Source organism: Kineosporia babensis (assembly GCF_021129305.1).
GTDB classification, from domain to species: Bacteria; Actinomycetota; Actinomycetes; order Actinomycetales; family Kineosporiaceae; genus Kineosporia; species Kineosporia babensis.
The window spans coordinates 430,699-454,121 of sequence record NZ_JAJOMB010000003.1; the positions used below are offsets into that span (position 1 = coordinate 430,699).

The 23,423-nt window shown below is 66.9% G+C and carries 23 protein-coding genes; 1 reads left to right on the top strand and 22 read right to left on the bottom strand.

Going from position 1 to position 23,423, the window contains the following annotated elements:
- Positions 1-2: 2 nt before the first annotated feature.
- From LR394_RS07785 to LR394_RS42770, 21 genes are all read right to left on the bottom strand, one after another.
- A complete protein-coding gene (locus tag LR394_RS07785; protein ID WP_231439966.1) occupies positions 3-1,454 on the bottom strand; it encodes a hypothetical protein in 1,452 nt (483 codons plus the stop codon).
- Positions 1,451-5,461 carry a hypothetical protein gene (locus LR394_RS07790; RefSeq protein ID WP_231439967.1) on the bottom strand — a complete coding sequence of 1,337 codons (4,011 nt, stop codon included), beginning with the start codon at positions 5,459-5,461 and terminating at the stop codon, positions 1,451-1,453. Before LR394_RS07790 ends, LR394_RS07785 begins: the two co-directional genes overlap by 4 nt.
- A gap of 167 nt (positions 5,462-5,628) precedes the next feature.
- Positions 5,629-6,267, bottom strand: a complete 639-nt coding sequence (locus LR394_RS07795) for a hypothetical protein (protein ID WP_231439968.1) — start codon at positions 6,265-6,267, stop codon at positions 5,629-5,631.
- Positions 6,231-6,677 carry a hypothetical protein gene (locus LR394_RS07800; RefSeq protein ID WP_231439969.1) on the bottom strand — a complete coding sequence of 149 codons (447 nt, stop codon included), beginning with the start codon at positions 6,675-6,677 and terminating at the stop codon, positions 6,231-6,233. The genes LR394_RS07795 and LR394_RS07800 overlap by 37 nt, the downstream gene beginning before the upstream one ends.
- 267 nt (positions 6,678-6,944) lie before the next feature.
- Positions 6,945-7,712 carry a tRNA(His) guanylyltransferase Thg1 family protein gene (locus LR394_RS07805; RefSeq protein ID WP_231439970.1) on the bottom strand — a complete coding sequence of 256 codons (768 nt, stop codon included), beginning with the start codon at positions 7,710-7,712 and terminating at the stop codon, positions 6,945-6,947.
- A gap of 17 nt (positions 7,713-7,729) precedes the next feature.
- Complete coding sequence (locus LR394_RS07810; protein ID WP_231439971.1) at positions 7,730-8,170, bottom strand: hypothetical protein; 441 nt, start codon at positions 8,168-8,170, stop codon at positions 7,730-7,732.
- 106 nt (positions 8,171-8,276) lie between these two features.
- Positions 8,277-8,672 carry a hypothetical protein gene (locus tag LR394_RS07815; protein ID WP_231439972.1) on the bottom strand — a complete coding sequence of 132 codons (396 nt, stop codon included), beginning with the start codon at positions 8,670-8,672 and terminating at the stop codon, positions 8,277-8,279.
- Between the two features lie 2 nt (positions 8,673-8,674).
- The gene (locus LR394_RS07820) at positions 8,675-8,857 is read right to left on the bottom strand and encodes a hypothetical protein (protein ID WP_231439973.1); all 183 of its coding nucleotides are present in this window, start codon (positions 8,855-8,857) and stop codon (positions 8,675-8,677) included.
- Positions 8,857-9,249, bottom strand: coding sequence for a hypothetical protein (locus tag LR394_RS07825; RefSeq protein ID WP_231439974.1), 393 nt, complete (start codon positions 9,247-9,249; stop codon positions 8,857-8,859). Before LR394_RS07825 ends, LR394_RS07820 begins: the two co-directional genes overlap by 1 nt.
- Before the next feature lie 140 nt (positions 9,250-9,389).
- Complete coding sequence (locus LR394_RS07830) at positions 9,390-10,112, bottom strand: hypothetical protein (protein WP_231439975.1); 723 nt, start codon at positions 10,110-10,112, stop codon at positions 9,390-9,392.
- Positions 10,113-10,262: 150 nt separating this feature from the next.
- Positions 10,263-10,622: a hypothetical protein gene (locus LR394_RS07835; protein ID WP_231439976.1), complete on the bottom strand. Its 360-nt coding sequence runs from the start codon at positions 10,620-10,622 to the stop codon at positions 10,263-10,265.
- A gap of 20 nt (positions 10,623-10,642) precedes the next feature.
- Positions 10,643-11,182, bottom strand: a complete 540-nt coding sequence (locus LR394_RS07840) for a hypothetical protein (RefSeq protein ID WP_231439977.1) — start codon at positions 11,180-11,182, stop codon at positions 10,643-10,645.
- A 56-nt stretch (positions 11,183-11,238) separates the two neighbouring features.
- Positions 11,239-11,769, bottom strand: coding sequence for a hypothetical protein (locus tag LR394_RS07845; RefSeq protein ID WP_231439978.1), 531 nt, complete (start codon positions 11,767-11,769; stop codon positions 11,239-11,241).
- 143 nt (positions 11,770-11,912) lie between these two features.
- Positions 11,913-12,296 (bottom strand): hypothetical protein, encoded by a 384-nt coding sequence (locus LR394_RS07850; RefSeq protein ID WP_231439979.1) that lies wholly within the window; start codon positions 12,294-12,296, stop codon positions 11,913-11,915.
- A complete protein-coding gene (locus tag LR394_RS07855; RefSeq protein ID WP_231439980.1) occupies positions 12,296-13,228 on the bottom strand; it encodes a phage major capsid protein in 933 nt (310 codons plus the stop codon). The genes LR394_RS07850 and LR394_RS07855 overlap by 1 nt, the downstream gene beginning before the upstream one ends.
- A complete protein-coding gene (locus LR394_RS07860) occupies positions 13,228-13,602 on the bottom strand; it encodes a capsid cement protein (RefSeq protein WP_231439981.1) in 375 nt (124 codons plus the stop codon). The genes LR394_RS07855 and LR394_RS07860 overlap by 1 nt, the downstream gene beginning before the upstream one ends.
- Positions 13,595-15,415 carry a peptidoglycan-binding protein gene (locus tag LR394_RS07865; RefSeq protein WP_231439982.1) on the bottom strand — a complete coding sequence of 607 codons (1,821 nt, stop codon included), beginning with the start codon at positions 15,413-15,415 and terminating at the stop codon, positions 13,595-13,597. Before LR394_RS07865 ends, LR394_RS07860 begins: the two co-directional genes overlap by 8 nt.
- Positions 15,415-15,681, bottom strand: coding sequence for a hypothetical protein (locus LR394_RS07870; RefSeq protein WP_231439983.1), 267 nt, complete (start codon positions 15,679-15,681; stop codon positions 15,415-15,417). Before LR394_RS07870 ends, LR394_RS07865 begins: the two co-directional genes overlap by 1 nt.
- Positions 15,678-16,193: a hypothetical protein gene (locus LR394_RS07875; protein WP_231439984.1), complete on the bottom strand. Its 516-nt coding sequence runs from the start codon at positions 16,191-16,193 to the stop codon at positions 15,678-15,680. Before LR394_RS07875 ends, LR394_RS07870 begins: the two co-directional genes overlap by 4 nt.
- On the bottom strand, positions 16,190-16,396 hold the full coding sequence (locus LR394_RS07880; protein WP_231439985.1) for a hypothetical protein: 207 nt from the start codon (positions 16,394-16,396) through the stop codon (positions 16,190-16,192). Before LR394_RS07880 ends, LR394_RS07875 begins: the two co-directional genes overlap by 4 nt.
- Positions 16,393-18,738: a phage portal protein family protein gene (locus LR394_RS42770; RefSeq protein WP_231439986.1), complete on the bottom strand. Its 2,346-nt coding sequence runs from the start codon at positions 18,736-18,738 to the stop codon at positions 16,393-16,395. Before LR394_RS42770 ends, LR394_RS07880 begins: the two co-directional genes overlap by 4 nt.
- A gap of 88 nt (positions 18,739-18,826) precedes the next feature.
- On the opposite strand from LR394_RS42770, the gene LR394_RS07890 reads away from it, so the two are divergent.
- Positions 18,827-19,492, top strand: a complete 666-nt coding sequence (locus tag LR394_RS07890) for a DUF5662 family protein (protein ID WP_269328785.1) — start codon at positions 18,827-18,829, stop codon at positions 19,490-19,492.
- Positions 19,493-20,021: 529 nt separating this feature from the next.
- Here LR394_RS07890 and LR394_RS42775 read toward each other — a convergent pair.
- A complete protein-coding gene (locus LR394_RS42775) occupies positions 20,022-22,943 on the bottom strand; it encodes a right-handed parallel beta-helix repeat-containing protein (protein WP_231439988.1) in 2,922 nt (973 codons plus the stop codon).
- Between the last annotated feature and the right edge of the window lie 480 nt (positions 22,944-23,423).

The following is a 23,423-nucleotide window of genomic DNA, read 5'->3' on the forward strand; positions in this document are numbered from 1 at the left end:
ATTCACCGAAGCCAAGCAAAACGCGGCCAGTACGAGTACCGCACCGAAATGTCACGACCCTTCGGCCAAACAGATGACGCTGTCGTCCCCGCCACGATGAACAACCTGTTGTTGCCCGGGCGTACATGCGGCGCGCCCCCAACCCAGCGAGGAGTCGGAGTATTAGCCCCGTAGCCCTGACCGACAATCACGTGCGGGCCGCGGGGGTCCGACGACGTCAAGACCGCCTGATGACTGAAGCCGTCCACGTTCACAAACTGGGTGGCCGGCTGCAGCAGGGCACTGTCGGTCTCCAGGTAGCCGGAGTCCTCGTCGGCCGGAACCCAGATCATGTAGTCGATGTCGACGGTCGCAGCACCGGCAGAGCGTCGCCAGATCTGCAGGGTGACGGGGGTGGCGTCGGCGTTGCTCGGTGTCGGGATCGGCGCCATGATCGTTGCCGGTTGCGCGGAAGGCCACTGCACGAGCCCTAGGTCCACGAGTCGAGTAGCGGCACCACCGGCCGGGACAACCACTTCGTCCGGCGCAAGGTTCGAGTTGTTCGTGAACGCGCGCATCACCAAGTGCTGGTTGTTCGCGTTCCCGTTCCGGCGAACCCGGACGAACATGCGGTACGTGCCAACGGCATTCGCGCCCGTCAACGTCGGCTCCGCGAACGTGATCGAACCCGACCGCCCGGCCGGATACCCGGACAGGAAGTTCACCCGCACCCCAGCATCCTGAGATAGTGCGGCGTCGCCCGTGAGCGTGGTGAATGTGATCTCACCCGGTGTCCCGGCCCGCGTGTTCGCTGACGACTCTGCCTGCCGGATCAGTTTCGACGAGTACACCTCTGCTGGGGTCTGCCTGCGTCGCATCGAAACGAACGCGCCGAAAGCCGCACTGAATGCGGCCTCGTCGTTCAGTCGAAGCAGGAGTGGAGTGATCGCATCGCCCGGCACGTCGAGGATGTCGCGCTTCCACGCGGACGAATTCAGGGGGTCCTGCGGTACAAGGACCTCGCCCCCATCAACGCGCGCCCCGTACGCGTAAGGGTCTGTCTCCGCGACGATCTGACCTCGAGCCACTGGCGCCGAATTCGATGCCGAGATCACTGTCTCGATCTGCGGGGTGCACGGGAAGCACCTGAGCCACGAATTCTGCGTCCCGCCCGACCGGCGAATCCGCAACCACCACGGCTGACTGGTGCACTGCATCAGCTTCGAGACCCGCTGCCCGAGCAGGTCATGCGACTGCTCCCACAACGTCACCGGAATCGAGATCGTCCGCCTACCCAACGCCGTCTGCCCAGACAGCGGAGACCACTGCGCCTCCCCCTGAACGAACCCCGCCAACTGACCCTCGGCCAAGTTGTGGCCGCGACCAATCAGGCCACCCTGCCCGTTCAACACACGGTTGAGTTCCATCACCAGCGGACCATTCAGCCCGTCGACGATCTGCAGGATCGCGGTCACGAGTAACCTCCCGCTCGGACAACCTGCCCGGCGATCGAACCGTCATTCATCTGCACCCAGATCGGCCGGTCAGCCAGACGCGCCAGGACCGCCAGGTCGTCCGGGTGGATCCGAGAGAACGACGGACCCGACCCCTGCCGCTGGCCGCCCTGCGCGACGATCGTCCGCTCGATCCGCTGCGGCTGGCTGCGGGTCAGGTCGAACATCCCAGCCGAACCGGTAGCGGCGATCTTCCCGCCTGACGCGTACCCCTGTATCTTCCGGATCTTTTCGGGAAGCCTGCCGACCGTGTTGATGTACCTCAATAGTGGCTCCACGCCCGGCTGCCGGGTGGACCACGCGTTCATTACGAACTCGCCGCCCGACACCAGCAGCGGCACATTGTCCTGTCGAGGGCCACCGAGGCGCGGATTGACGAGGCCGCCGGTGAACCGCCGCTGCAGCGTCTGCCTGTCGATCAGGCCACCAATCATGGAACCCTGCGGGACGCCTCCCCCAGCCTCCTCCCGCATCCTCGTGATCCGGTTCGAGTAGATGAACAGGTTCACCGTTTCGTCTGGGATCGACTTGAGGTAGCTCTTGGCCTGCCGGATCTGTTCACGGAACCGAGCCAGATCTGCCTGAAGTTTCGTGCGTTCAGGGTCAGTCAGATCCTTGTCTTTCAGGCGTCGCTTGGCGTCGTCGATCTTCCGCTGAAGATCCGTGATGTCGCCCAGGATGTCGGTCCGGGACTGCTTCGGGATCGCCAGGACCGAGTCGGCGTACTTCAGTGCCGCATCCCGCGTCAGACCAAAGCGCGTCCCCGCAAGGACCAAGTCGGCCCGCGTCTGTTTCAACGAGTCAGCGAACTTCTGCTGAGCGCCCGCGCCCTCTCCCTTGAACTGGTTCGCCATCGCGATGCCGGAAGCGACGATGTTGTCAAGCGCAGCCTGGTTGGCGATCCCCGCCCGTGTTGTGTCGTCCAAGGTCTTTCCGTTGGCCTTCGCCGCATCCCGCGCATCCAACAGAGCCGTCTGGTAGTCCCGCGCCGAACCACGCGCTGTCAACGCAGCACTCGCATAGTCGGTGGTCTTCTGCGCAAGCTCCTGCAGCGACGTCGCGAGAGACTTCACCTTCCCTGAAGTCTCATCCACGGACCCACCCGAAGCCTGCAGTGCGGCCGTGAAATTCGGGAGCCTTGCTGCGAGATCGCCGACGCCATTGCCACCCTTGATGGCTTCAGTGTTCAACCGGTTGAACAGGGCGGCGGCTGCGTCTCCGTCGCCCCCCTCGACCATGCTCACGAGCGCCGCGTCCGTCTCCCGGAGAGCCTTCGCAAGTTCCGTGGCTTGCTTCCCGCCGTCGCCCGAAACGCCAGTGCCGAGCGAAAAGAACCCGGGGGCGCTGGACCCGTCGCTCTTGCCGCCCGTCAGGGTCGACGTCAGGAACGATGCGACCTTTCCGTGAAGGTCGGTGAACTGGCGGCCGATCGACGGGTCAGATGCCTCCCGTAGCTGCTTCCCAAGATCAGAGAAGTTCTCTCCAAGGATGCCGACGTTGCCCACGTCGATGCCTTCGCTGAAGTTCTTCAAGTCGCCGGTCAGGCCCGTGATCTGGGTACGTGAAGCGTCAGCTTCCTCGGCGAATGCCCCGAAGATCTGCTGTCCGATGAACCCTGCAGCGAGGGCGCCACCAGCCTTCCCTACGGCGCCCACCGCCCCACCGAAACGGCCGACCTTCTTTCCGGCCTTCTCGGCCTCGTCGCCCGTCCTGCGGAAACGGTCCGGGAGAGCCTGAAGGAACGAAACGCCCGCCTGGACTTTCGCCAGACCGGCGAGGGCGACCTTGAGGCCGATGAGTCCGGCGATCGCTGGCCCTAGCGACGGGGCGACCTGCTCGAAAACTCCGGCCGCGCGTTCGATGGCGGGGGCGACCGCGATAGCAGCATCGGCGATCGTCTCCAGCGTCGACCCAAGAGCAGCACCCGAGCCACGGACTATCGACGAGATCGCCGGCTCAAGGGCCACCAAGGCGTCGCCCACCCGGGGCATCGCATCGAACACCGACTGTGCGCCTGTCGAGATCGCCGAGAACAAGCTAGACAGGCCTGCTTGGAAGCCCGGCGTGTTCACGACGTCCGCGACGGAATTCAATCCACGGGCTAGCGTTTCGAGAGGCGCCGATGATGCCCCGCCACCAGCAGCGAACACGCCCGAGATGATCCGGCCGGCGCCACCCAGCGCGGACGCGAAATCGCCGACAGCGTCGATGCCCTCCCGGAAGTACTCCTTCAAGTCCCCGGAGTCTTTGGCGTCCTGAATCTTTCGAGCGAACCGTGTGATCGAGGCGGAGGCATCTTCTGCGAGGTCGGGAAGAAAGCTCGATCCGACCTGTGTGATGTCGAGCAGTGCCGCGGTGACAGGACGCGTTGACTGCAGCAGGTTCCGCATAGCGCGGTTGCTGTTGACGAGGATCTTGTCGAGCTGGGTGCCGCGGTCCCCCGAGTCCAAGAACTTGGCGACGGTGCGGGTGGCGTCGTTGAGGATTCCCGCTGTACCGGTGAGGCGCTTCTGCAGGATGGGTAGGTACCGATCCGACAGTGCTCGAACGTCCTGGCCCAGATTGAGAAAGAGGCGGTTCTGCACGGACTGCTGCAGATCCTTCGCCGCGTCCTTCTGCGCAACAACGGCTTTCACGAACCGCTGCGCCGACGACGACAGACCCTTCAATGCCTCCCGGTACTCCTCCGCTTTCCCCGATGATGCCTCGATCGCTTCGCTGACATCGGAAACGCCAACCTTGATCGTCGCTGAAGCGACACCGACCGCGACCAGAGCGCCCGGCAGCAGACCCAACGCGCCCGACAAGTCCACCGCCGCAGCAGCAGTCCCCGCCAGCAGAGGCCCGACCGGGGCGATCGCCGCCGCACCCGCGCCAATCCCGAACACTGAGAAGATGCGCTTGAAGGCGCCTCCGTCGCCTCCACCGCCAACCCCAGCCAGGGCCTTCGCGATTCCGCCGTTGACGCCCTTGTAGATACTCGACTCGAGGATCTTTTCCGCGCCCCGGCTGACCGGCTTAACGAACGCATCCGCGAACCGGGAAGCCGCATACGCCCCGGCTCGCGCGTACGTCCGACCAGCCATGACCCGCGGGTCGTCCCACAGCAGCCGGAACGCAGCCTGCCCGTAGTTCTTGAAGCCGTCCCGGAATGCCTGCGCGGATCCTCGGCCGTACGTCGCGTACATGCCGTACACGTCCCGGAACGCCGACGGTCCGCTCGTGAACGCGTCCCGCATCCCCCGTAGCCGAGACCGCAGCCCATGCAGGAAGTAGTCGGCGCCGCCCTGCCCGTACACGGCGAACGCGCCGCCCGAATCGTCAGACCGCATCGCGTTACGGACCGTCGCCCTGAACGTGTCCGAGAACCGCTGCCCGGCAGCCTCGCCCGCCTGCCCGGCACCCACCGCCAGACCCGGCAGATCCTGGACCGTCACCGTGATCCGGGCGGCCTGCGCCTCGATCTGCCGGCGCATCCCGTCCATCAGCTGGCGGCCCGCAGCCTCAGCGAACGAATCCCCGAACTCGACCCCCGCGCGCTGCCCGAGAGCCCGGAGTGCACCGGCAGACAGGGCGCGGCCCATCCCCGCCTCGAGAGCCAGCCCCGACTGGCGGCCAGCGATCTGCCCGAAGTTCCGGCCGAACCCGCGCCCCAGATCCGTAGCGGTGACGGTGATCCGGGTTGCGGCTTCCCGAAGCTTGTCGCCCATCGACTGGGCTGCCTGCTTCCCGGCGGCATCACCGAAAGCCTGCCCGGCCTCCTGCCCAGCTTTCGCCATCGCCGCCTTGATGAGCGGCATTTGGGCAGACAAGTTCGCGGCGAAAGACTTCCCAAACCGGTTCGCGGCAGCCTTGCCTGCGTCTTCGCCGTACTGTTCACCGATCCGGCGGATGTCTTCGCGGGCGCCAGCATCCCGCGCCTTGACGAGGATGTAGGCGACTGCGACCTGGGGCACGGCTTCAGCCATGCGTCATCACCACCCTTGTGCGGCGATCCACTCCTTGTGCGCGTCCTCGATGGCCTTGCCCGTCACGCCGAGCGGCAGGGCAAGTTCTTCGTCCACTTGCGCTCGAACCTCCGGGGGGAGGTCTTCGATCAGCGCGGCGTAGACGACATCGAGAAACGCAGACAGGGTCAGATCTGCGAGGCCAGCTGACCCGTGGCCACGAGATGCTTCTGCAGGTTCGCCCGCTGCTGCTCCGCCGGCGTCAACGGCCGAAACGAATCCGTCGGCTCGGTGAGGAGTTCGGTGCCCGGGGCCGTGCGCCCAGAGCCAGCGTCCGTTGAGCCTGGCCCAGTCGTCGATGGCCCAGCCGATGAGTCGCTGGACCGTCTCGTAGGGCGTCCGGCGACCGCCGCTTCGAGGCGGTTGACGATGGAGAAGATCTCTTCGGAGGGGACGCCGTACCGGTCCGCGGCGCGCGTGAACCGGTCCATCTGTCCTTCGCCGAGTACGCCCTCCAAGAGGGAGTAGACGGCCGACATGGCGTTCATGTCGGACTGGACCTTCTCGGCCCTGGCTGCGGCGCGGCCTTCTTCGGTCCGGGCGCGCTTCTCCGCGGCGTCGCCTCGTTCGGCCTGCTCCTGGGCGAGCTTCATCTTGTGCGCGAACTGCAAGAACGAGCCTGCGCCGCTGGTGGCGGGGAGTTCGAATTCCTCACCGCAGAACGTGAAGACGTCCGGGTCGTCTGCGATGTCGGTGCGGATGTCCGGGGTGAAGTCACCAAGGTTCGGCATCAGGCAGCCGCCAGACGACCGGTGCCCGCGAGCCAAATGTTGAACGGGTCACCGGTGCTGGGCTGCGAGACCTTGAACGTGAGCGGCAGCGACTGACAGTTCGGTGCCTTCTGGTTGCTCATCTGAATGTTGCCGGACTGCAGACACTGGTACATGATCGACCGCTGCGTGAAGTCCTGGGACTCCCAGCCGAGCATGGTCTTCACGCTGGCACCGAGGGCGGGCGGGCCGAGCTTGGTGACGGTCGTCGGACCGGTACCGCTGACGGTCGTGCTCGAGATGCCGTTGAACGCGAGGGCGTAGCTTCGGTCGGTGACGTGGGCTAGGTCGAACGCGAAACCAATCGCGCGGCTGACCTCAACCTCATCCAGGGGGTCGAGGTACTCGGCCACGGTGATGCCCTCAGACGTCACCTCGTAGCTGAACTGGGATCCGTCGCGGGTCACACCGCACAACTGCCACGCGACCGGCCACGCGTCAGTAAAAACCCCGCCAGCGGCGGTCATCGTGGGAAGAGTGGAGCCGAGAACAGCCCGGTACAAGTAACCGGGACCGACGGCTGTGGCATGAGGGACGACTGCGGCAGGCAAGGGTGCCTCCAGAGGTTGCGCTCCAACCCCGGCGGGAGCTACTCCCGTCGTGCTGGTGCTGGCCGACTACGGCCCAACCTCTGCGGCACCTAGATGCCGTTCCCACGCACAGAGTACCCGCTGTCAGGCGGTTATGGCCTCACGGTCCGGCAACACGTCCAGTAGTCCCTGCACCGAGAACTCCAACGCTGCAGTCGTCTCCCACCATGAGCGCATCGCGGTCGTCGTCTTCTCCTGCTGGTCACGCTTGTCGACGTACGTGACTTCCTGCTCGCCCGCCTGCTTCATTGTGACGCCGCCCATCCGGAAGCGCTGCGGGTGTCGGCCCCAGTCTTTGCCTGCCTCGTCGAGCATTGCGCGCATCTGGCGTGTGCCCTTGCCCTGCAGTTTCTTGTGCGAGAACGCCGCCTGCGCGGCCATCGACACCGAGTTCCGCATGCAGTCGCGCTGGCGCCAGATCAGGTAATTCGCGGCCTCTACCGCGCTCGGCACGGTGAAGACTCGGGCATCGAACAGGGCAGGCGACGCCATGCCGCGCGGGTACTGGGCATTGAACGTCACCGATGCCAGCGCAGCGGCTATCGACACCTGCTTCTGAATGACGCCACCGAACCACGGCTGCGATTCTGGGTTCAGGTCAGCGAAGATGACGCTGATCTCGTCAGACTGCGAGTGGGCGAGCACGGCGCCCTGAATCTCCGAGCACAGGGCCCGCGCTGTGGCGTCCAGCGTCTCGGCGAGATGCATATCGAACGGGCGCGGCAGGCCACGAGTCCAGCTGTGGAAGGCGCGGCCATCAACCCGCAGCACGGAGATTGAGTGCGGAGACAGCATCGAACGCTGCTCCGCCTCGTATGCCTTCATGCGGTCGCCGAGCGAATCCCCAACCATGCGGCCAGTCTCTCAGATCAGACGTCCTGCATGACGAACACGGCGGACATCCGGTAAGCGGTTTCGCCGCCGATCTGCCCGGAGAACAGGGGCCCCTGGACGGTGTGCGCGCACCGGATCTTCACGGACCCCTCATGGGTCTGCACAATGACGGGCTGCCCGGTCAGCTTACGGACCTCTACGGCGAGAGCGCGGGCGCCCTGCTGCGCTTCACGACGTGCGCCGTCCTGGCCCCCGTTCGCCCTCACCTCGAACGTGATCGGCGCCGAATGCCCGAGCCCGTCCTGGTCCACGTCCGCGTTACTCACCCGCAGAGTCGCCATCGCACCCATCTGAGGCGACCGCACCTCGGACAGGTGCACACCGACCAGCGGGCGGCCCTTCCCGATCAGACCCGGAAGACTGCGGGCCCAGGAGAGAACGACGCCCTCAGCGTCGAAAGTGATGCCCGTGGTCACGGGAACACCGCTGGAAGCGCCGCCACGCCCTCAACGACGAAGTACGCGATGCACAATCGCAGGGCCACCCAGTTCGTGACGGCCAGCCAGTCGATGCGGTCCTCGGTCATCGTCCCCCCAGTGCGTCGAAGACATCGGTGAGCGCAGGAATCAAATACGGCTTGTCCTGCCGTGCGAACGGCGGCGGCGCCCACGGTCGCTCTTCCGGGCGTTCGATCCAGCGCGCGTACGGGTCGCCTGGACGCGATGACGCCTTACTCAACACGGCCGACGTCGAAACCATGCCCTCAAGGTCGCCAACGAACGCCCACGCGATCTGGCTTTTCAGCCAGCCCGCGGGATGCCCCTCAGGCGTCTTCGACGGCTTGCCGACCGGAGCCAGTTCACGGGCCCGGTCGTACACCTTCTCCGTCGTCTCAGCGACGAAAGCCGCCACCGGCCCCGCAGGAGAGAACAGCGACTGGTAGACGGCCTCGTCGACAATGACCAGAACCTCAGCCACGATCAGACCCTCTCGGATCCAGCCCCACGACGCTCAACCGTGACGTCAATCAAGGCGCCGCCGTCCGCCTCCTTGCAGACGCACCCAGCCTCGATCCTCTTCACCCGCGCCCGGTAGCTCAGCACCTCGGCAGCGATCAGGTACGCGAACAAGCCGATCCAGAAGACGATCCACACGTCACCCATCAGGAGTCGCGCTCCCTGCGGGCCCGACGCGCCGCCTCCGGGTTCGCCGGCTGCGGGGGCTCCTCGGCCGCCGTCGGGGTCGACTTTCCGGCCTCGGCTGCGGGTGCGGGTGCCGGGGCGTGGTTGATGCGGCGGATCAGGCCATGCGCTTCCCACATCGGGACCATCTTGTGAGAAGCGGGAACCTTTCCACCCTTGTTCACGGCTCGGGCCCCATCAACGTACAGATCGGCCAGCACCTCGTACGTGTTGAACTCGATCCAGGTCTCTTCGTCGGTCGGCGCCTCAACCGACACCGCGCCCGGCGTCTCGGGCACCACCGTCGGAACCGGCACGCCTTCCGCGAAAGTCGCCGGACGATCATCCACTGGCGCCTGCTGCTGCTCTGCCACGGGAACTCCCCTGCTCGAAGGAATCCCAACCCCACGTAGATCGTAGCCCGCAAACAGCGGAAGCCCCGACCCACGGGGGAGGTCGGGGCTTCCGGGCGTCCATGCCCAGCGTCGAGCCACCTTGTCGAACCAGCATCAGGCTACAGGATCAGCGGCGGCCCTGGCGCCGGAAAACTGAACGAGACCAGGCGATCAGGCAAGCCATCCGGGTCCGGCTGATTCTCTGTACCGCCACCCGCACCCAAATTCACTGCCTTTGCCTGCTCGACCAGCAGCAGCGCATCCTCCCGCAGCCGCTGCGCGAGACTCACGTCAGCGTCCCGCTCAGGCCAAGACAGCTCAGCCCAATACGCCGCCCACAACGCTGTTGCCGCCGACGCCAGACCGTAAGCCGGCGTCACCACGGGGCGGCCGACCATCCCCGAAACGACCGCCACTGAGGCGCCGATCAGCCGGGACACGTCATCCCCGGTCGGGTACGTGTCCTCCGTGAACGTCCCCAGCGGACGGTTGACGTCGTCGCCGTACGAGTCCTGGGACCTTGTCCGGGACGGGATGTGCACGGCGACCTGCCGGAGCGTCGGCGCCCACACTGCGGCCTCGCCGGCCGGGAACGCGTGGATGCCGACGACCTCGACCTGGTCGGGGCCGACGGACCGCCACGTCACCCGCCAGTCGCCCTCCACCGTGATCGGCGGCTGGACGCTGAAGTTTCCGGGACCATCGGATCCGACAGTCAGAGACGTGATCTGCCCCGCCGGATCGCGGACATCGGCGACGACCAGGGTGGGGACGATCGGTTCGCCATCATCATCCCGCAGCCGCCACGTCAGGGTCGGGGTGTCGCCCACGTCAACGATCACGAGTCACACTCCAATCCACGGTCGCGGGCGGCATCGGCTCTGCGCCGTACGCGACCTGCCCATAGGCGGACTCGCCGTACACGGCCCCGTCCTGCCCAGCGAACCCACCCTCGTCGACGCTTGACCGGCCACTGTCGGACACCCACTGCTTCACACTCCACGCACCTTGAGTAGGACCGTGATCCCGGCCGGTGACGCTTCGAGGCCCTCCACCTGTGTGTTGAGCAGGAGAACGCCCGTCGTCCTCGACTCCCCCACCTGAACCTTCACCTGTGACGTCGAGTAGGAGAGCACAAACGGCGCCGGAAACTGTGCCGGGGATGCGGTGTTGCGCACGACCGTCGGACCCACCCAATGCACCGCCGCGAAGTAGCCGGCCGGGAGAGTGAACGTTGCGACCCCCGACGCATCGGTAACCGCGGTCCCGCACCAGTCCTTCCCCGGGATCGGCGTCCCATCCTGGTACGCGTACGAGTCCGGGACCGCCCGGAACCTGCCAGCGGCCGTCATCCGGACCCGACGATCAGGCACTACGCCGCAGCCGGGGCGAGCTCGATCTCCAAGCCCGCCGAGAACATGAACGCCGTGGCCGAACCAGCAACGCCGACCCGCTGCACAACCTGGCTCGCACCCGACGGAGCAGTCGACGTGACGCCGCCCGGCGTCGTCGCCGACAGGAACACATCACCGCCCGGCGTCAGACCCGAAACGGCCGAGTTCGCGCCCCCGAACCACACCGTCACCGGCGAGCCCGCAGACGCCCCCTGCTGCGCGTACCCCCACGCCCGCTTCCCAGCAGCCGAAGCATCAGCCAGACGCGCCCGAGTAACCGGCTGCCCGCCAACAGTGTCCGGGTAAATGTTCACCAGGCGCCCGGCCGCAATCGCCTCCGACGCGACGCCAGTCCACGTCGCCGGCGCATACCCGTCCGGCAGGAGGCTCTGGTGAAGCTTGCCGTCATCACCGAGACCGACACCGTCGCCGCCATTCGCGGCGCCGGTCGAGACGGTCGTGAACGGCATCTGCTTGAGTCGTCCGGCGACCTGCTGCAGGTATGTCTTCGCTGGCATGGGAGTCCCCCTACTTCACGCGCGCTTCAAGCGCGGCTGGAAAGGCTTTCGATTGGTCACATCAAGATGAGGGCCTGGGGTGCGACCCAGGCCAGGTCTGGCTCTAGAGCGACGGCGATGATCTGCAGGAACGCGGCCCCGATCGGTGGGAGCGGCGAGAGCTGCCCGGCGTCGCGCAGGTACAGGGCCTGCCCCGGTGTGAGACCACCAGCGGGCCAGGGAAGCGATCCACCAGTGATGAGCGCGACCTCATCCCCAGCTTCCGCTGCGGCGGTCCACGTCACCATGACGAGCTGTCCCGCATCGGCCGGGTCGAACGCCGAGATGGGCCTGACGTGTCCAGTCTCAGTGAACGTGACCGCGAGAGGCGACGACAGGGGCTGGTCGGCGGTCGCGTGGATAACACCCATCTGCGAGAGCCGATCAGCCACGGACGCCGACCCGTTGGCAGGGTTCACACCCAACGTCTCCTGTACGGCCGTGATGGCGTCCTGGAGGTCGTTGATGTGTCCGGCCCGGATCACAGACGTAGGCCCGTCATGCCGGTCGGGGAACACGTCCACAGCGTGTGGGTACGCCGTTGACATGCTGCCCTCCCGCCATCACGGGCCTACGTTTTGGTCTTTCCCTGCGTCTCGCGCGGCGCCAGCCCTGCTCCATAACTGGCACTGCGGTCGGCAACCGAGGTTGGGGTTGGGAGGCCGCCACAGCCGCGCGAGACGCAGGAGCTTTACTCGGCCGCCTTCTGCGGCACGAACGTGCGGGCCAGCATTCCCTGACCCGCGAGAACCCGAAGCTCTTCCAGCTGCTTCAAGCTGGTGGCCCGGAACAGGCCGTGCTTCGGGACGGTCACGTGCTCGTCGACGACGTCAACCCAGACGGTGTCCGGGCCCATCTCGTACGAGATCTCGTCCTCGTCCGGGCCGACATGCCACGAGTAGCCGGTCGGGTAGACGACCTGGAACGACTCAGCCGCGTCGAGAGCGACCTTCTCGACGTCGATCTGGGCCTTCGCCGCTTCGGCCCGGGCAGCCTGCGCGCGGGTGGTCCGGCGAGGCTTGCGGGTCGCGGCAGGCTTGTCGTCCGGCTTGGTGTCCGGGGTTTCGTCGGTCATCACTTCGTCCCGGTGATCTTGATGGCGGCGGACGGGTTGTTGACCGCGGCAGCGAACACGCGGCGGGTCCGGATCAGGTACTGGTCGTTGGCCTTCGGGTCCCGCCGCACGTACGACTGGATGCCCGTGTACGCGCCCTGGTACTCGGGGCTCTGGATGTCTTCGTTCGCGATGAAACCGAGCTGCTTCGGGTCGGCCACGAGAGCGTCGACGCCGGCGGGCATCGAGTCCTCGGGGACGCCCCAGATGTCGAGACCGCCCAGCCGGCCGAAGTACCCGGACTGGATGATGTTGTTCCCGGACTCGCGGGGCATGTTCTGCACGATCTTCTGATCCGACGTCAGGTACGCCGCCGAGATGAAGTCCGTGAGGAGCACCGACGGGTTGTACCGGGCTGTCTTCCCGCCCTGGTTGCGGATCTTCGCGACCGCGAGCATCACGTCGCGGAAGGTGTTCGCCGTGGCCGCGTTGGACCACTGGGCGGTCGCCGCGTGGGTCTGGGTGACCGCAGCCGACACCACCGACAGGATCACCGAGTCCACGAACGAGACCGTGGTGTTCACACTGAGGGCCATCTGCTGGTTGACGCCAGCCCACTGCTCCCGCGAGATCTTCTCGTCGGTCAGCGGGACGTCTTCACCGTATTTGGTGGTGGAGACGATCGCGTCAACGTCTTCCTTCGGCAGCGCCCGCGGGTACTCGGCGCCCGCCGACACGGCACGCGGGCCGCGGTCCAGGTCCATCGACGTGTCCACGCCGTACAGGACCGTTCCGCCCTGCGCGGTCACGCGCCCGGTCAGGAGCTTCTCGCCGACCATCTGCTGGTCCGCGATCGTCTCGATCTGCTTCTGCACGACGGTCGGGTTCTTCAGTGCCCGGTTGATCGTGATGATTTCGCCGGCCAGGGTGGGCGGTGCTGCGGGGTAAGGCATCAGGCCCTCCAGGAAACGTCGGGCCGGGCGTCTGCCGCTGCGGCGGTGGTGAGGGTGAAACCGAGGAGCTGGTCGGCGGGGTCGGTACCGCTGACCCACGCGGCGATCTTCCCCGCGGCAGCGGACTTGAAGCTGGTGCCTGCGGCGATCGCGGCCGTGGTCAGCGGGTTCTGGACGCCGCCTCGAGAAACCGTGAGGCGCGCACCGGCCTTCGTGTCGTTCGTGGCGATCCCGACGACCTTGTTGCTGCCGCCCGCGGACGGGATCACGGTGTTGTCCGTGGACAGGACCACGACCTGACCGCCGACGATGTCAGCTCCGGCAGTGAAGGTGACCTCAGTGCCGGGCAGGTAGGTGGGCGTGTACTCAGGCATTGCCAACCCCCGAGTTCCACGCGTCCATCAGGGACTTGAACTCGTCGTCCTGCTGCACGTCGCTCGAGTGCCCGATCGCGGACAGCGGCACCGCCGACCCGGGAGCCCGGGAAGCGAGCAGCTTCTCGGCCGCCTCGGGGCTGGTGTCGTAGATCGCGCCGTAGTGGTCCTTGTCGGCCGGGGTGATCTTCCCCTGCTGAACGGCGGACGCGAGAAGGGTCTCGCGCTTGGTGACGGCCTCGGCCTGCTTGCGAGTCGCGAGCTCCCCGGTGACCTTGGCGAGCTCGTCGGCGAGGGTCGCGTTGGTCTTCTCGAGCACACCAACCGATGCGGCGAGCTTCGCTTCGAACTTCGCGGTGAGTCGCGCTTCGAGGTCGCCAGATGCCTCGATTCGATCCGTCTGACCAAAGCTTCGATCATTCTGATGCTCGACGACAGCCGGAACTGCGGGCGTCTCGACGACGGTCGAATCCTTGGGTGTTTCGACGGGCGGGCCAGCGGCGGACTTCAGCTTTTCGAGGGCAGCGAGAATCGCCGCTTCGTCAGCCTGCTCGTCGACGCCGAGGGCCTCACGCATCTGCGGCGTGATGTCCACTGCTGTTGCTCCTAGGGACGATCCAATTGGATGTCCCAACCCCACGGCCGATGCTACCACCGAGTTGTGCATGCGGTGAGCGGCCAGCGCGGACTCGCTTGCAGCCAGTGGCGTGTACGTGACGGCGACCGGGGCGAGCTCTCCGATCTCGACTCCCCCGTCGTCGGTTTCGTCCACATCAGCGACCCACGACAGGCCATCCGGGTCCAGGTACACGACGTCATCGGCAAGGACCTCCCGGACGGTCAGATCCAAGCCCTCGACCTGCTCTTCAGCGGCGGCCTTCACCTTCTGCTTCTTGGAACGCAGGTCGGCCTTCACGCGCTCGTCGGAGGGGTCGAACTTCTTGCCCTTGCGCTGGGCTTCCTTCCGTGCGGCCTTCCGGTCGGACGTAAGCTTCGCCGGACTGCCGCCTTTCTTCGCGGACTTCAGCGTCGACAGCAGCGCCGGCGTCACGCGGCCCGTCGCCATGTTTCCCGACTGCCGCTGCCACGCCTTCACTGCAGCCTCAGTCGCCGGACCGAAGAGCCCGTCGATCCCGCCGTTCTTCCCAGACTTAGCGTCCAGGAAACCGAGACGGATCAACTCTTTCTGGAGCGCCCGGACCTGCGGCGCTTGATCCTTCTTCGCCGAGTAGCCCGAGCCCTTGGAGACGAACCTGCCGCCCTCCCGCTTGTGCTTGCTCTCGTCGAACACGACGTTCCACTTCGCCTCAAGCGGGATGCTCGCAGCCAGGCTCATCGCGGCCAGGTACTGCATGGGCTCCGAGGCGGCCTGCGGGATCTCGGCGAGCGACTGGATCGCAGGCTTCGTCACACCTAGCAGTGCGAGGCCCGTGACAACCATCCCCCAGGTTTGCCCGTCGCTCGTCTCGACGCCCAGGTCGGCCTCGATCGACCGCGACGGGTAGACCGCCGGGAGTTCCTCATCCAGCCACTCCGGGACCAGAAGGTCACCGATCAGGGAGTCGCCACCATCCGCGAGGCGGAGGTTCTTCACGACCCCGAGGCTGGGTTCGCCATCTCCGGTGGCCTGGATGTCGCCGGCGAAACGGTCATCGGTGTGGCCGCGCTTCAGTACGGGCGCACGGAAGTGCCCCGACTGGTAGGCGCGTACAGCGTCAGCGAGCTGGGACCGCGTGCAGTTCCACGGGCCGGTGCTGGCCGACCACGAGCCGACTCTCGCCAGCTCTATCCCGGAACGATTGACCAGGGGCATTAGGACTCCAGTTCTTTCAGCAGCGCCGTGACTGCGGCCCGCATCGTTGCCTTGTTGGCTTCCGGGACGTCCGTCCACGGCTTCCGACTGGCTGCCTGGGTTTCCCAACCGTTCCCTGCAGCGGCTTTCTCGTATGCGTCGTGCATGACTTCGCAGAGGTGCTCCAGGCGGGCGCCGACTGGGGGCCGCGCGCCCGAGTTCCACGGCTTGCCCTGACGCCCGATAAAGGGCATCTCGTTGCCAGCGGCCACAGCGGTCCGCGTCATGGCCGCTCCACCATCGCTCGTGCCTTCAGCCAGCCCAACCCGGCGGCGAGCGAATCGTGAACGGGTTCGTGCTGGACGAGGTCAGGACGCCCGATGAACTCGCGGCGGTTGATGTCTGGGTCGATGTCCGCGAACAGGAGCGCGGTCCCGAGTTCGTGCATCGGGTACGGGCCCTTCCACTGCCTGGCCTCGTGGTCAAGCTGCACGCAGGACCGCATCAGGTGCGCCTCGACCACATGCCCGAAGTCAGCGACGCACAGGCTGGTCTCGCGGTGCCGCATCCAGAACTGCCAGAAGTTCTCGAGCAGCTGCTGGTTGGTGTCCACGCGCGGCAGGTCGACGACCGGCACGATGTTCTCCCGCACCCACGGGTCGTCCACCCAGATGTCCGGGTCGACCATCTCCCCGAACTGGTCGACGACCTCGCCCTGCTCGTCCAGGACGACCGCGCCGATCGCCCAGTGACTCCCGTAGAGGCCGTTCGTTTCGGCGTCGAAGCTGAAGATGTTCACGGTGATTCCTTCGCGGTGAATCCGATGCGAGCGACGGGCTCGCGGGTGTCGTGGTCCCAGTGCGGCGCCAACGACAGATCGCCGGATGTAGAGCCCTGCTGCTGCGGCTCCCGCTCGGCCTCGGAGTCGTTGCCCGCGCTGAAGTACAGGTCGAAACCAGCGATGTCGAGGGACGTCTTGAACCGGATCTTGGGGAACTTCACAACGGCCCCCTAAAGAACGCTGGATCGCCCTGCTGTAGCGGCCCGATCGGACTGGCTGCCAGAATGCAGCGGCACCGGGACCAGCCCTCGCACGCCCGGTACCGGCCCAGTCCGAAGTCGACGAGTGCCGCGACAATGTCGGGGTACTGGGTGCCGTCGTGCTCAAGGCAAGCGGAACATGAGGACCTGTCACGAAGCGCGCTGTGGAACACCGTCCACGTCGTGCCCGGGGTCGCGTCGATGACGTGCTGCATGGCCTGCAACCTGCCGCCGAGCATGGCGTAGTTGATGGCGTCGTAGACGAGGGCGTCGAACCAGGGGCCGCGCGCTGCGTCTTCTAGTGCCTGCTCGATCGCGTCCGGATCGGCCTGCTGCGCCGCACGCTTCGCCATGGCCTCGAATGCGCCAGCGCCTCGCTCGGCCAGGAGGTCTGCCCATTCGGCGTCTTCCTCGGCCGCGCCACCGTCGGGGGCGTTGTCCGGGTTGATGCGGGGTCCGCCAGCGCGTCGCGCCTCACCGAGCGCCTGCTCTACCCCGGCCCGACGTGCGAGCCCCATCGCACCCCGCAGCGCCTCAGCAACGCCCTCCGGGGCCAGGTCCAGGGTGACGCGCGCCAGGGCCAGGAGGCCGCCGCCCACCGCCGCAGACAAGGCCGCAGCAGACGCCGCCACCCACGCAGCAACCGCAGCCGCTACAGCCGCTTCTGCCAACGCCACCAGCGCGTCGTGGTCCTCGTCGATCGCCGCCGGATCGATCCCCGCAGCCCGCTCGGCGGGAGTCGGCTCACGGTACGGATCGCCCTCCGCAGCGTGCACGCGACCCTTGCCCGGCCACTGCCCGGTGGCCTCTTTATGTCTGTTGGCGCAGAAACCCTCGGCCTGACGCTTGGTCATGTGCTTGGCAGCGATCGCTACACACCTGGACCAGTCCCCGGAAGAGTTCCAGCGAATCCGGGCAGCCAGAGCACCCGTCAGGTAGGCGCGGCGCAGATTCTCGGCGTTGCCCCTATTCCGGTCCAAGCCGCCAGCGGCAGCGACCTGCTCCGGCTCTGCCTCGACCGGGGGCGCCTCGGGATCGGGCTCGTTCTCGAAACCGACCATGCCGCCCGGCGCCGGAGGGAGCCCGTACGCCTCACGGACGTACGCCTCAAGCTCAGGGCCCGGAGTGATGACGCCGGCGGAGACGAGTGATCCGATGGTGCCCGCGATGATCTGCGGGTCATCTTTTACGTCCGAGGCGACGATGGTGGGGACAGGCTCATCCGGGCCGAAGTTGTAGTCGACCAGCCTGCGGCACAGTTCGGTTGCCGTGTCGGCGATGGCCGCGCCGATGGCCTGAACCCCGTCGGCGAGGAGCGTCGAGAACGTGTCCCCGAGCGCGCGATTCCCGGAGTTGGTCGAGCCCAGGTCGAGCACCGACGCCAGGACCGCACGAGCCATTTGCTCGTCGTAGTAGCGGATCCGGGACATCGCGTCCGGCAGGGTTCCCTCGACGCCCTTGATCCGCAGCGTGAAACCCGGGGTGGCGGCGCCGCCTTCCTCGCCGACCCGGATGGCCTTCGCCATGTTGTGCGCTTCTCGGATCTGCGCCTCGGACGGGTTCGTGCCCGCGTTCGGCTCCATGACGGGAGTCCCGGCGGCGAACCTGCGCAGCCCGATGGCGTCGGCGCGGAGCACTTCCCACTTCAACGTCCACGGCGAGTAGCACTCCCTCAGGAAGCTTCGCCCAGTCCAGACGGCGCCCTCGCGTTCGTGGACGTACCAGAGCAGCCGCGCACCGGGGATCTCGATGCCCTGCGGTCCGTACCGCTTGTCGCCCGGCCGCCCGGCCTGGGTGACGTGCTTCAGGGTGCCGTCGTCGTTGACCTCGATGCCAGTGATCGTGGACGGCAGGCGTTCGGGGAGCGCTGCCAGGTAGGCGTATCCGTCGTCGCGGACCTCGTAGATGGGCTCGAACGGCATGAACCCGTAAACGAGGTACTGCAGCGCGAGCCGTAGGTGCTCGCTCCACTGGACGCCTTTGCGGCGGTACTCGCCCGGCTCCTGGTCCATCCCGAGGATCGGCATCCCCAGGGAGTCGGCGCAGACGCGAACCGCTTCGTCGGACGCACCGCGGGGGTCGATCCGCCACTTCAGCTTCGTCAGCGGGGTGTTGTAGACCTTCAGGTTCGATGAGACCGTCGCGTCCGTGCGGAGCTTCCGGTACGTCGACACGGATCGCGGAAAGAGGAGGTCCGGGATGTGTTCTTGGTCGTCGATCGCGCCCATCCCGGAGCCCCACCAGGACCCGGTGATGCTGTTCGAGACAACGCCAAGGGGAGCCGTCGGCAGAGACTCAGCCACCGCTACCACCCTTGAGACGCGCCATTAGGACGTCCCAACCCCGCGGTCATCCTCTCACGGCCGCGCGCATGTGCGTCATCATTGGTCTATGACTGAGGCCGCTTACGATCCGCGCGTCGACACCCTGATCCACTCGCAGCGGGTGGGCGAACTGATGGTCCAGCTAGTGCATGAGGTGCTGGACCGGTCGACCTGCCACGACCGCAGCAAGACTCTGCCGCCTGAGGTGGAGGTGTTCGATGTCGTAAGCCCGCGGCTGAAGACGCTCACGTACGGGTCGGACGAGTACAAGGCGAGCCTCGCGGAGATGGGCGAGGCGCTCGCCCACCACTACGCCGAGAATGCTCACCACCCGGAGCATCACCCGGACGGCGTGAACGGCATGACGCTGGTCGATCTCGTGGAGATGCTCTCGGACTGGAAGGCCGCGACCGAGCGCCACGACGACGGCGACCTCGTGAAGAGCCTGCGGATCCAGCAGGGCCGTTTCGCGATGACGTGGCAGCTGACGCAGATCCTCAGCAACACGGCCGCGCACTTCGGGTGGATCCCCGAACAGGCTCGTCGCGTCGAGCCTCCGCTCATGGACGCTGATCTGGCCGCGATCCACGACCGTGCCGTCACGGCCGGGCAGGCCGAACTTGAAGGCTGGGACCAAGACGACCGCCTCAAGGCTTTCGACGAGTCCCAGCGGGACGTTGCCCCACTGCTGGAAGAGGTCAAGCGACTGCGCGCGGAACTGGCCGCACGATGACGACGGCAACGGACGCGAGTGTCGACGTCGACCTTGAGGCGCTGCTTGATGACGGCGACCGGGAGTGCGCTGTCGGGCGGACCAGTGTCGTGGTGTTCGGTTTCCAGCTGTTCAAGCGGGGCGCGTGCCAGCGTCCTGCCCACGCACTCGTCCGCGTTGTGTGCACAGCGGGCCATTCGGCGCGGGTTCCGGTCTGCAGGCAGCATCTGGACGCGATGCGGCGGCACCCGCGAACCGAAGTCGGGTGCTTCACGTGCGACGCGGACGCTTCGTGGTCGGGCGGAGATGCTGGCGACAGGTTCTAGACTGGCCGCAAGTGCTGGCCCGGGCCCGATGCCCCGGCGAGGCGCTTCCTGCCCCGGCTCGCTTCTACCGAGCCGGGGCTTTCGCTATCCTGGCTGTGGCACTGCTGGCAGACCGGTGCGCCTACAGTCTGCTCGGCGATGGTCGTCATGCCGGTCGTGGTGCACCGCGGCGAACGACCAACCCCGCCCCGTCTGGACTGATCAATCCGGCGGGGCGGACCGCATTACGGCTTGGGCGTGAGCGCGACGTCGGACATGCCGGCTGCGGCGCCGATGATGTTGTTCGTGTCGTAGACGACGTTCCCTTCGCCGAGGGAGACCATGAACCCGTATCCGGTGGCTGGTGCGGCGTTGCCGGTGTTGCCGTCGAAGATGTTGGCGCGGCCACTGCGGACGGCCGGGTGTGAGTTGCCGAGACCATCAACGTAGGGGCTGCGGAACTGGGCGGGGAAGTTGTCGATCTCGTGGACTTCGAACGCGTTAGTCATGATCACGTTCCCGGTGTTGCCTTCGACGACCCAGGATTCACCCTTGATATCCACCCAAGAATCGGCGAAGTTCGCGCCCTGGATCTCGGTCCCGTCGAAGGTGCAGCCGCGTAGGACGCACCCGTAGGTTCCCTCTTTGGAGTCCATGCACTCGGCGGTGACGTTATGAATGTTGCAGTCGATGAACTGGTTCCCGACACACACGTCGGGGTAGCCGCGCATCGCTGCGGGGACACGCTGGACCGCGCCCCAGTTCGACTGTGCGGTACCGCAGTAGAGCCCTTCGCCGTATCGCTGGTCGATGCGGCCGGTGTGGTGGACGTGGCAGCGACGCACGATGCAGTAGCTGGTTTCGTTGCGGAGGTGGATGCCCTCATGGCCAATCTGGGACACTTCAAGGTCTTCGAGGACGCAGTTCAGGGACCGGTCGACCATGATGCCCTTCTGTGAGTTGCGGACCTGGAAGCCGCGAACATGCACGTAGTGGCAGTCGTCCAGGTGGAGCGGGTACCCCGTGTTCGACGGGGAACCGTTGTCGATGATGGACGTCGCCGAACCCTGAATCAGAATCGGATGAGCAGCCGTTCCCCGGAGCCCGGCCAGTTGAAGCTTGCCGCTGTAGACGGTGTCCGGTGCGAGGGAGATGACGTCGCCCTGGATCGCGATCGACGCAGCAGCTTGGAGTTCGAGAAGAGTCGTATAGGTACCGGTGGCGCCGGACCCGACCTGATCTGACGTGTCGACGGGAGGGTAGGCGAGGGCGATGCCCGCCCAGTTCTTCGGTGAGTCGACTTCCGCTTCGGGGACGATCGTGGCCGCCGTGGGCAGGATCCGGTACTGGGTGAAGAGCACGCGGGACGAGCCACCGACGGCACCGGATGCGCCGGCCGCCGTCCACCCGTCCCCTGCCTCGAAGTCGGGGATTTCGTCTCCGGCGGCCATGGCCCACGCGGCGAAGATGAGGTCCCCGTCGTAGGACGTGGTGACGGGCCCGGTGCTCAGTGCTGCGGTGGAGTTGGCTGTGCCGACGCCGATCCCGTCGACGCTGGTGGAGGGGAGGCCGGAGAAGACGTGGCCCTGGACGGCGGCGAGGTTGCGGGCGGTGGCGAAGGTGATGGTGATCGTCGACCCGGCCGGGAGCGCGTTGACGAGCAGGCTGCTGTAGATCATGACGGCGGTGGCGGTGCCGTTCGTGACCGGCGCCCCGTCCGCGCCGTACACGTTCGCGGAAGAGTCGACGACGGCCATCGAGCCAGGGTTTCCGTTGCAGACGATCGCCAGGATGATGCTGTCGCCTGCCGCTGCCGCCTGCGTGGTGGTGAGGGTCAGCGTGTCCGACGACGACGTGAACGACGCCTGCCCAAGCGCGTGCTCGTACTGAGGCGGGTCGGGTGTCACCGGGGGCGCGATCGGCGTCACGGGGGCGCTGGCGGTCGACTGCGGGCCCTCCCCGGCGCTGTTACGGGCGGCCACAGTGAAGGTCACCGCTACGCCCTCCGTGAGGCCCGTAACGAGGATCGGCGAACTGCTCCCGGTCGCCTGCTGGCCAGTGGATGCCCGGACGACGTACTGGGTGATCGCGGCCCCGCCGTTGTCTGCCGGCGGGTTGAACGACACCCCGGCCCGGCGCACTCCCGGCTGCGCAACCACGCTCGTCGGCGCCCCCGGTGGCTCGGCCGCTGGTGGTGTTGATCCTTCCAATGCGGTGACGCGGGCGGCGAGGTCGTCGATGCGTCCGTGCAGGATGCCGTCCTCGGCGGCGAGCTCTGCGTCAGCTTGGGTGAGGGCGTCGATGGCTGCAGCGTGCTCGGTGTCGGCCTGCTCGAGAGCCTGGACAGCGGCGGCGAGCTCGCCATCGGCTGCGGCCAGCGCTGCGAACCTGGGGTCGGCCCCTGATGCGACGGTGCCCGTGGTTGTGCCGACGGGGAGCCGGGCCACGTCGAACACCCCGGAGGCGATGTCTGCGGCGACGAGCATCACGTTCCCCGCCTTGCCCGCAACAGACGTGACGGCGCCGACGGCCTGGACCTCAAGCCAGTCCGCCAGCACGGTGGGCGTATTGGAGCGGAGGATGTAGGTGCGCCCGTTGTCGGCGCGTACGGCGACGTCCCCGCGCTGGGCAGTAAGGGCGAGCATCTCGGCCTGGTTGGCGACGGGCCAGACGTCGGTGATGGCCAGCGGCGGGATCTGCGAGTTGGGGACGAGGCCGCCGACGAGGTCGGCTTTGGACGCCAGTAGCGCCAGATCGGCTTTCGTGGCCAGCGCAGACACGTCCGCCTTGCCAGCTAGCAGTCCGGGGATCGCGGTGATCCGCGAGTCGTTCCCCGCCGTCGCTGTGCCCGCGGTGGTGCCGTAGACGACGGCGAGGGCCCGGGACGTGGTCAGGTCTCCCCCGCCAGCAAGTCCGGTCCCGGCGGTGATGCTGGTGGTCTTGTCGGCCTTCACCGCCAGTGCCGCTGCTAGTTCCCCGGGCGACACTCCACCGCCGCCGCCACCGCCCCCGGTGCTCTTCGGGTCCGCCGTCAACGCGAGCCTGGTCCCGGAGTGCCCGTGGTCCGCCCACACTGTTGACGGCCCGTTGTCCGGCCCAGCAAAGGCCGGGATCATCCCGTCCGCATCGGACGTCAGGACCCCGTTCAGGACCGCGGCGACCGGCACCCCAGCCTCGTCGACCAACTGCAGGTCCAGCAGCCGCACACCGCCATGACGAGCCGACCAGATACGCACCGGGACGTTCGCCACCGGGAAGCCGTAGGTGTTCGCGACCAGGGAATCGTTCGTGGGCCAGTAGACCGGTCTCGCCATCGGGGGTTCCTTCAGCCGCAGGGTTCCCCAACCCGACAACGATTATGCCCGGATGCCCCGGGGTGCGGGTCAGCCTGCAGCCCAAGTCCCGCACCCCGGGATCGCCTCGAATCCCCGCATGGCCTCGCTTCCCCATAGGGGCCGATCGCCCTTGCGCCCGGCCCCTATCGAGGCGGTCAGTCCAAGCGGGTTCACGGCAGGCCATGCGATGAGCCACGGTCAGGATAGCGGTCGACCTGTAGAATGACCTCGGGGTAGAAATACAGATGCCCGCGAAGGTTTGGGGCCTTCGCGGGCGACAGCAACACCCATCGCCGTCTAAGGACCTGGGAT

Coding starts and splice junctions, on each gene's coding strand:
- LR394_RS07790 (WP_231439967.1), bottom strand. CDS start 5,461: ATGGCTGAAGCCGTGCCCCAGGTCGCAGTCGCCTACATCCTCGTCAAG.
- LR394_RS07865 (WP_231439982.1), bottom strand. CDS start 15,415: ATGCCCCTGGTCAATCGTTCCGGGATAGAGCTGGCGAGAGTCGGCTCG.
- LR394_RS07805 (WP_231439970.1), bottom strand. CDS start 7,712: ATGGTTGGGGATTCGCTCGGCGACCGCATGAAGGCATACGAGGCGGAG.
- LR394_RS07850 (WP_231439979.1), bottom strand. CDS start 12,296: ATGACCGACGAAACCCCGGACACCAAGCCGGACGACAAGCCTGCCGCG.
- LR394_RS07845 (WP_231439978.1), bottom strand. CDS start 11,769: ATGTCAACGGCGTACCCACACGCTGTGGACGTGTTCCCCGACCGGCAT.
- LR394_RS07890 (WP_269328785.1), top strand. CDS start 18,827: ATGACTGAGGCCGCTTACGATCCGCGCGTCGACACCCTGATCCACTCG.
- LR394_RS07870 (WP_231439983.1), bottom strand. CDS start 15,681: ATGACGCGGACCGCTGTGGCCGCTGGCAACGAGATGCCCTTTATCGGG.
- LR394_RS07820 (WP_231439973.1), bottom strand. CDS start 8,857: ATGGGTGACGTGTGGATCGTCTTCTGGATCGGCTTGTTCGCGTACCTG.
- LR394_RS07855 (WP_231439980.1), bottom strand. CDS start 13,228: ATGCCTTACCCCGCAGCACCGCCCACCCTGGCCGGCGAAATCATCACG.
- LR394_RS07860 (WP_231439981.1), bottom strand. CDS start 13,602: ATGCCTGAGTACACGCCCACCTACCTGCCCGGCACTGAGGTCACCTTC.
- LR394_RS07835 (WP_231439976.1), bottom strand. CDS start 10,622: ATGACGGCCGCTGGCAGGTTCCGGGCGGTCCCGGACTCGTACGCGTAC.
- LR394_RS07840 (WP_231439977.1), bottom strand. CDS start 11,182: ATGCCAGCGAAGACATACCTGCAGCAGGTCGCCGGACGACTCAAGCAG.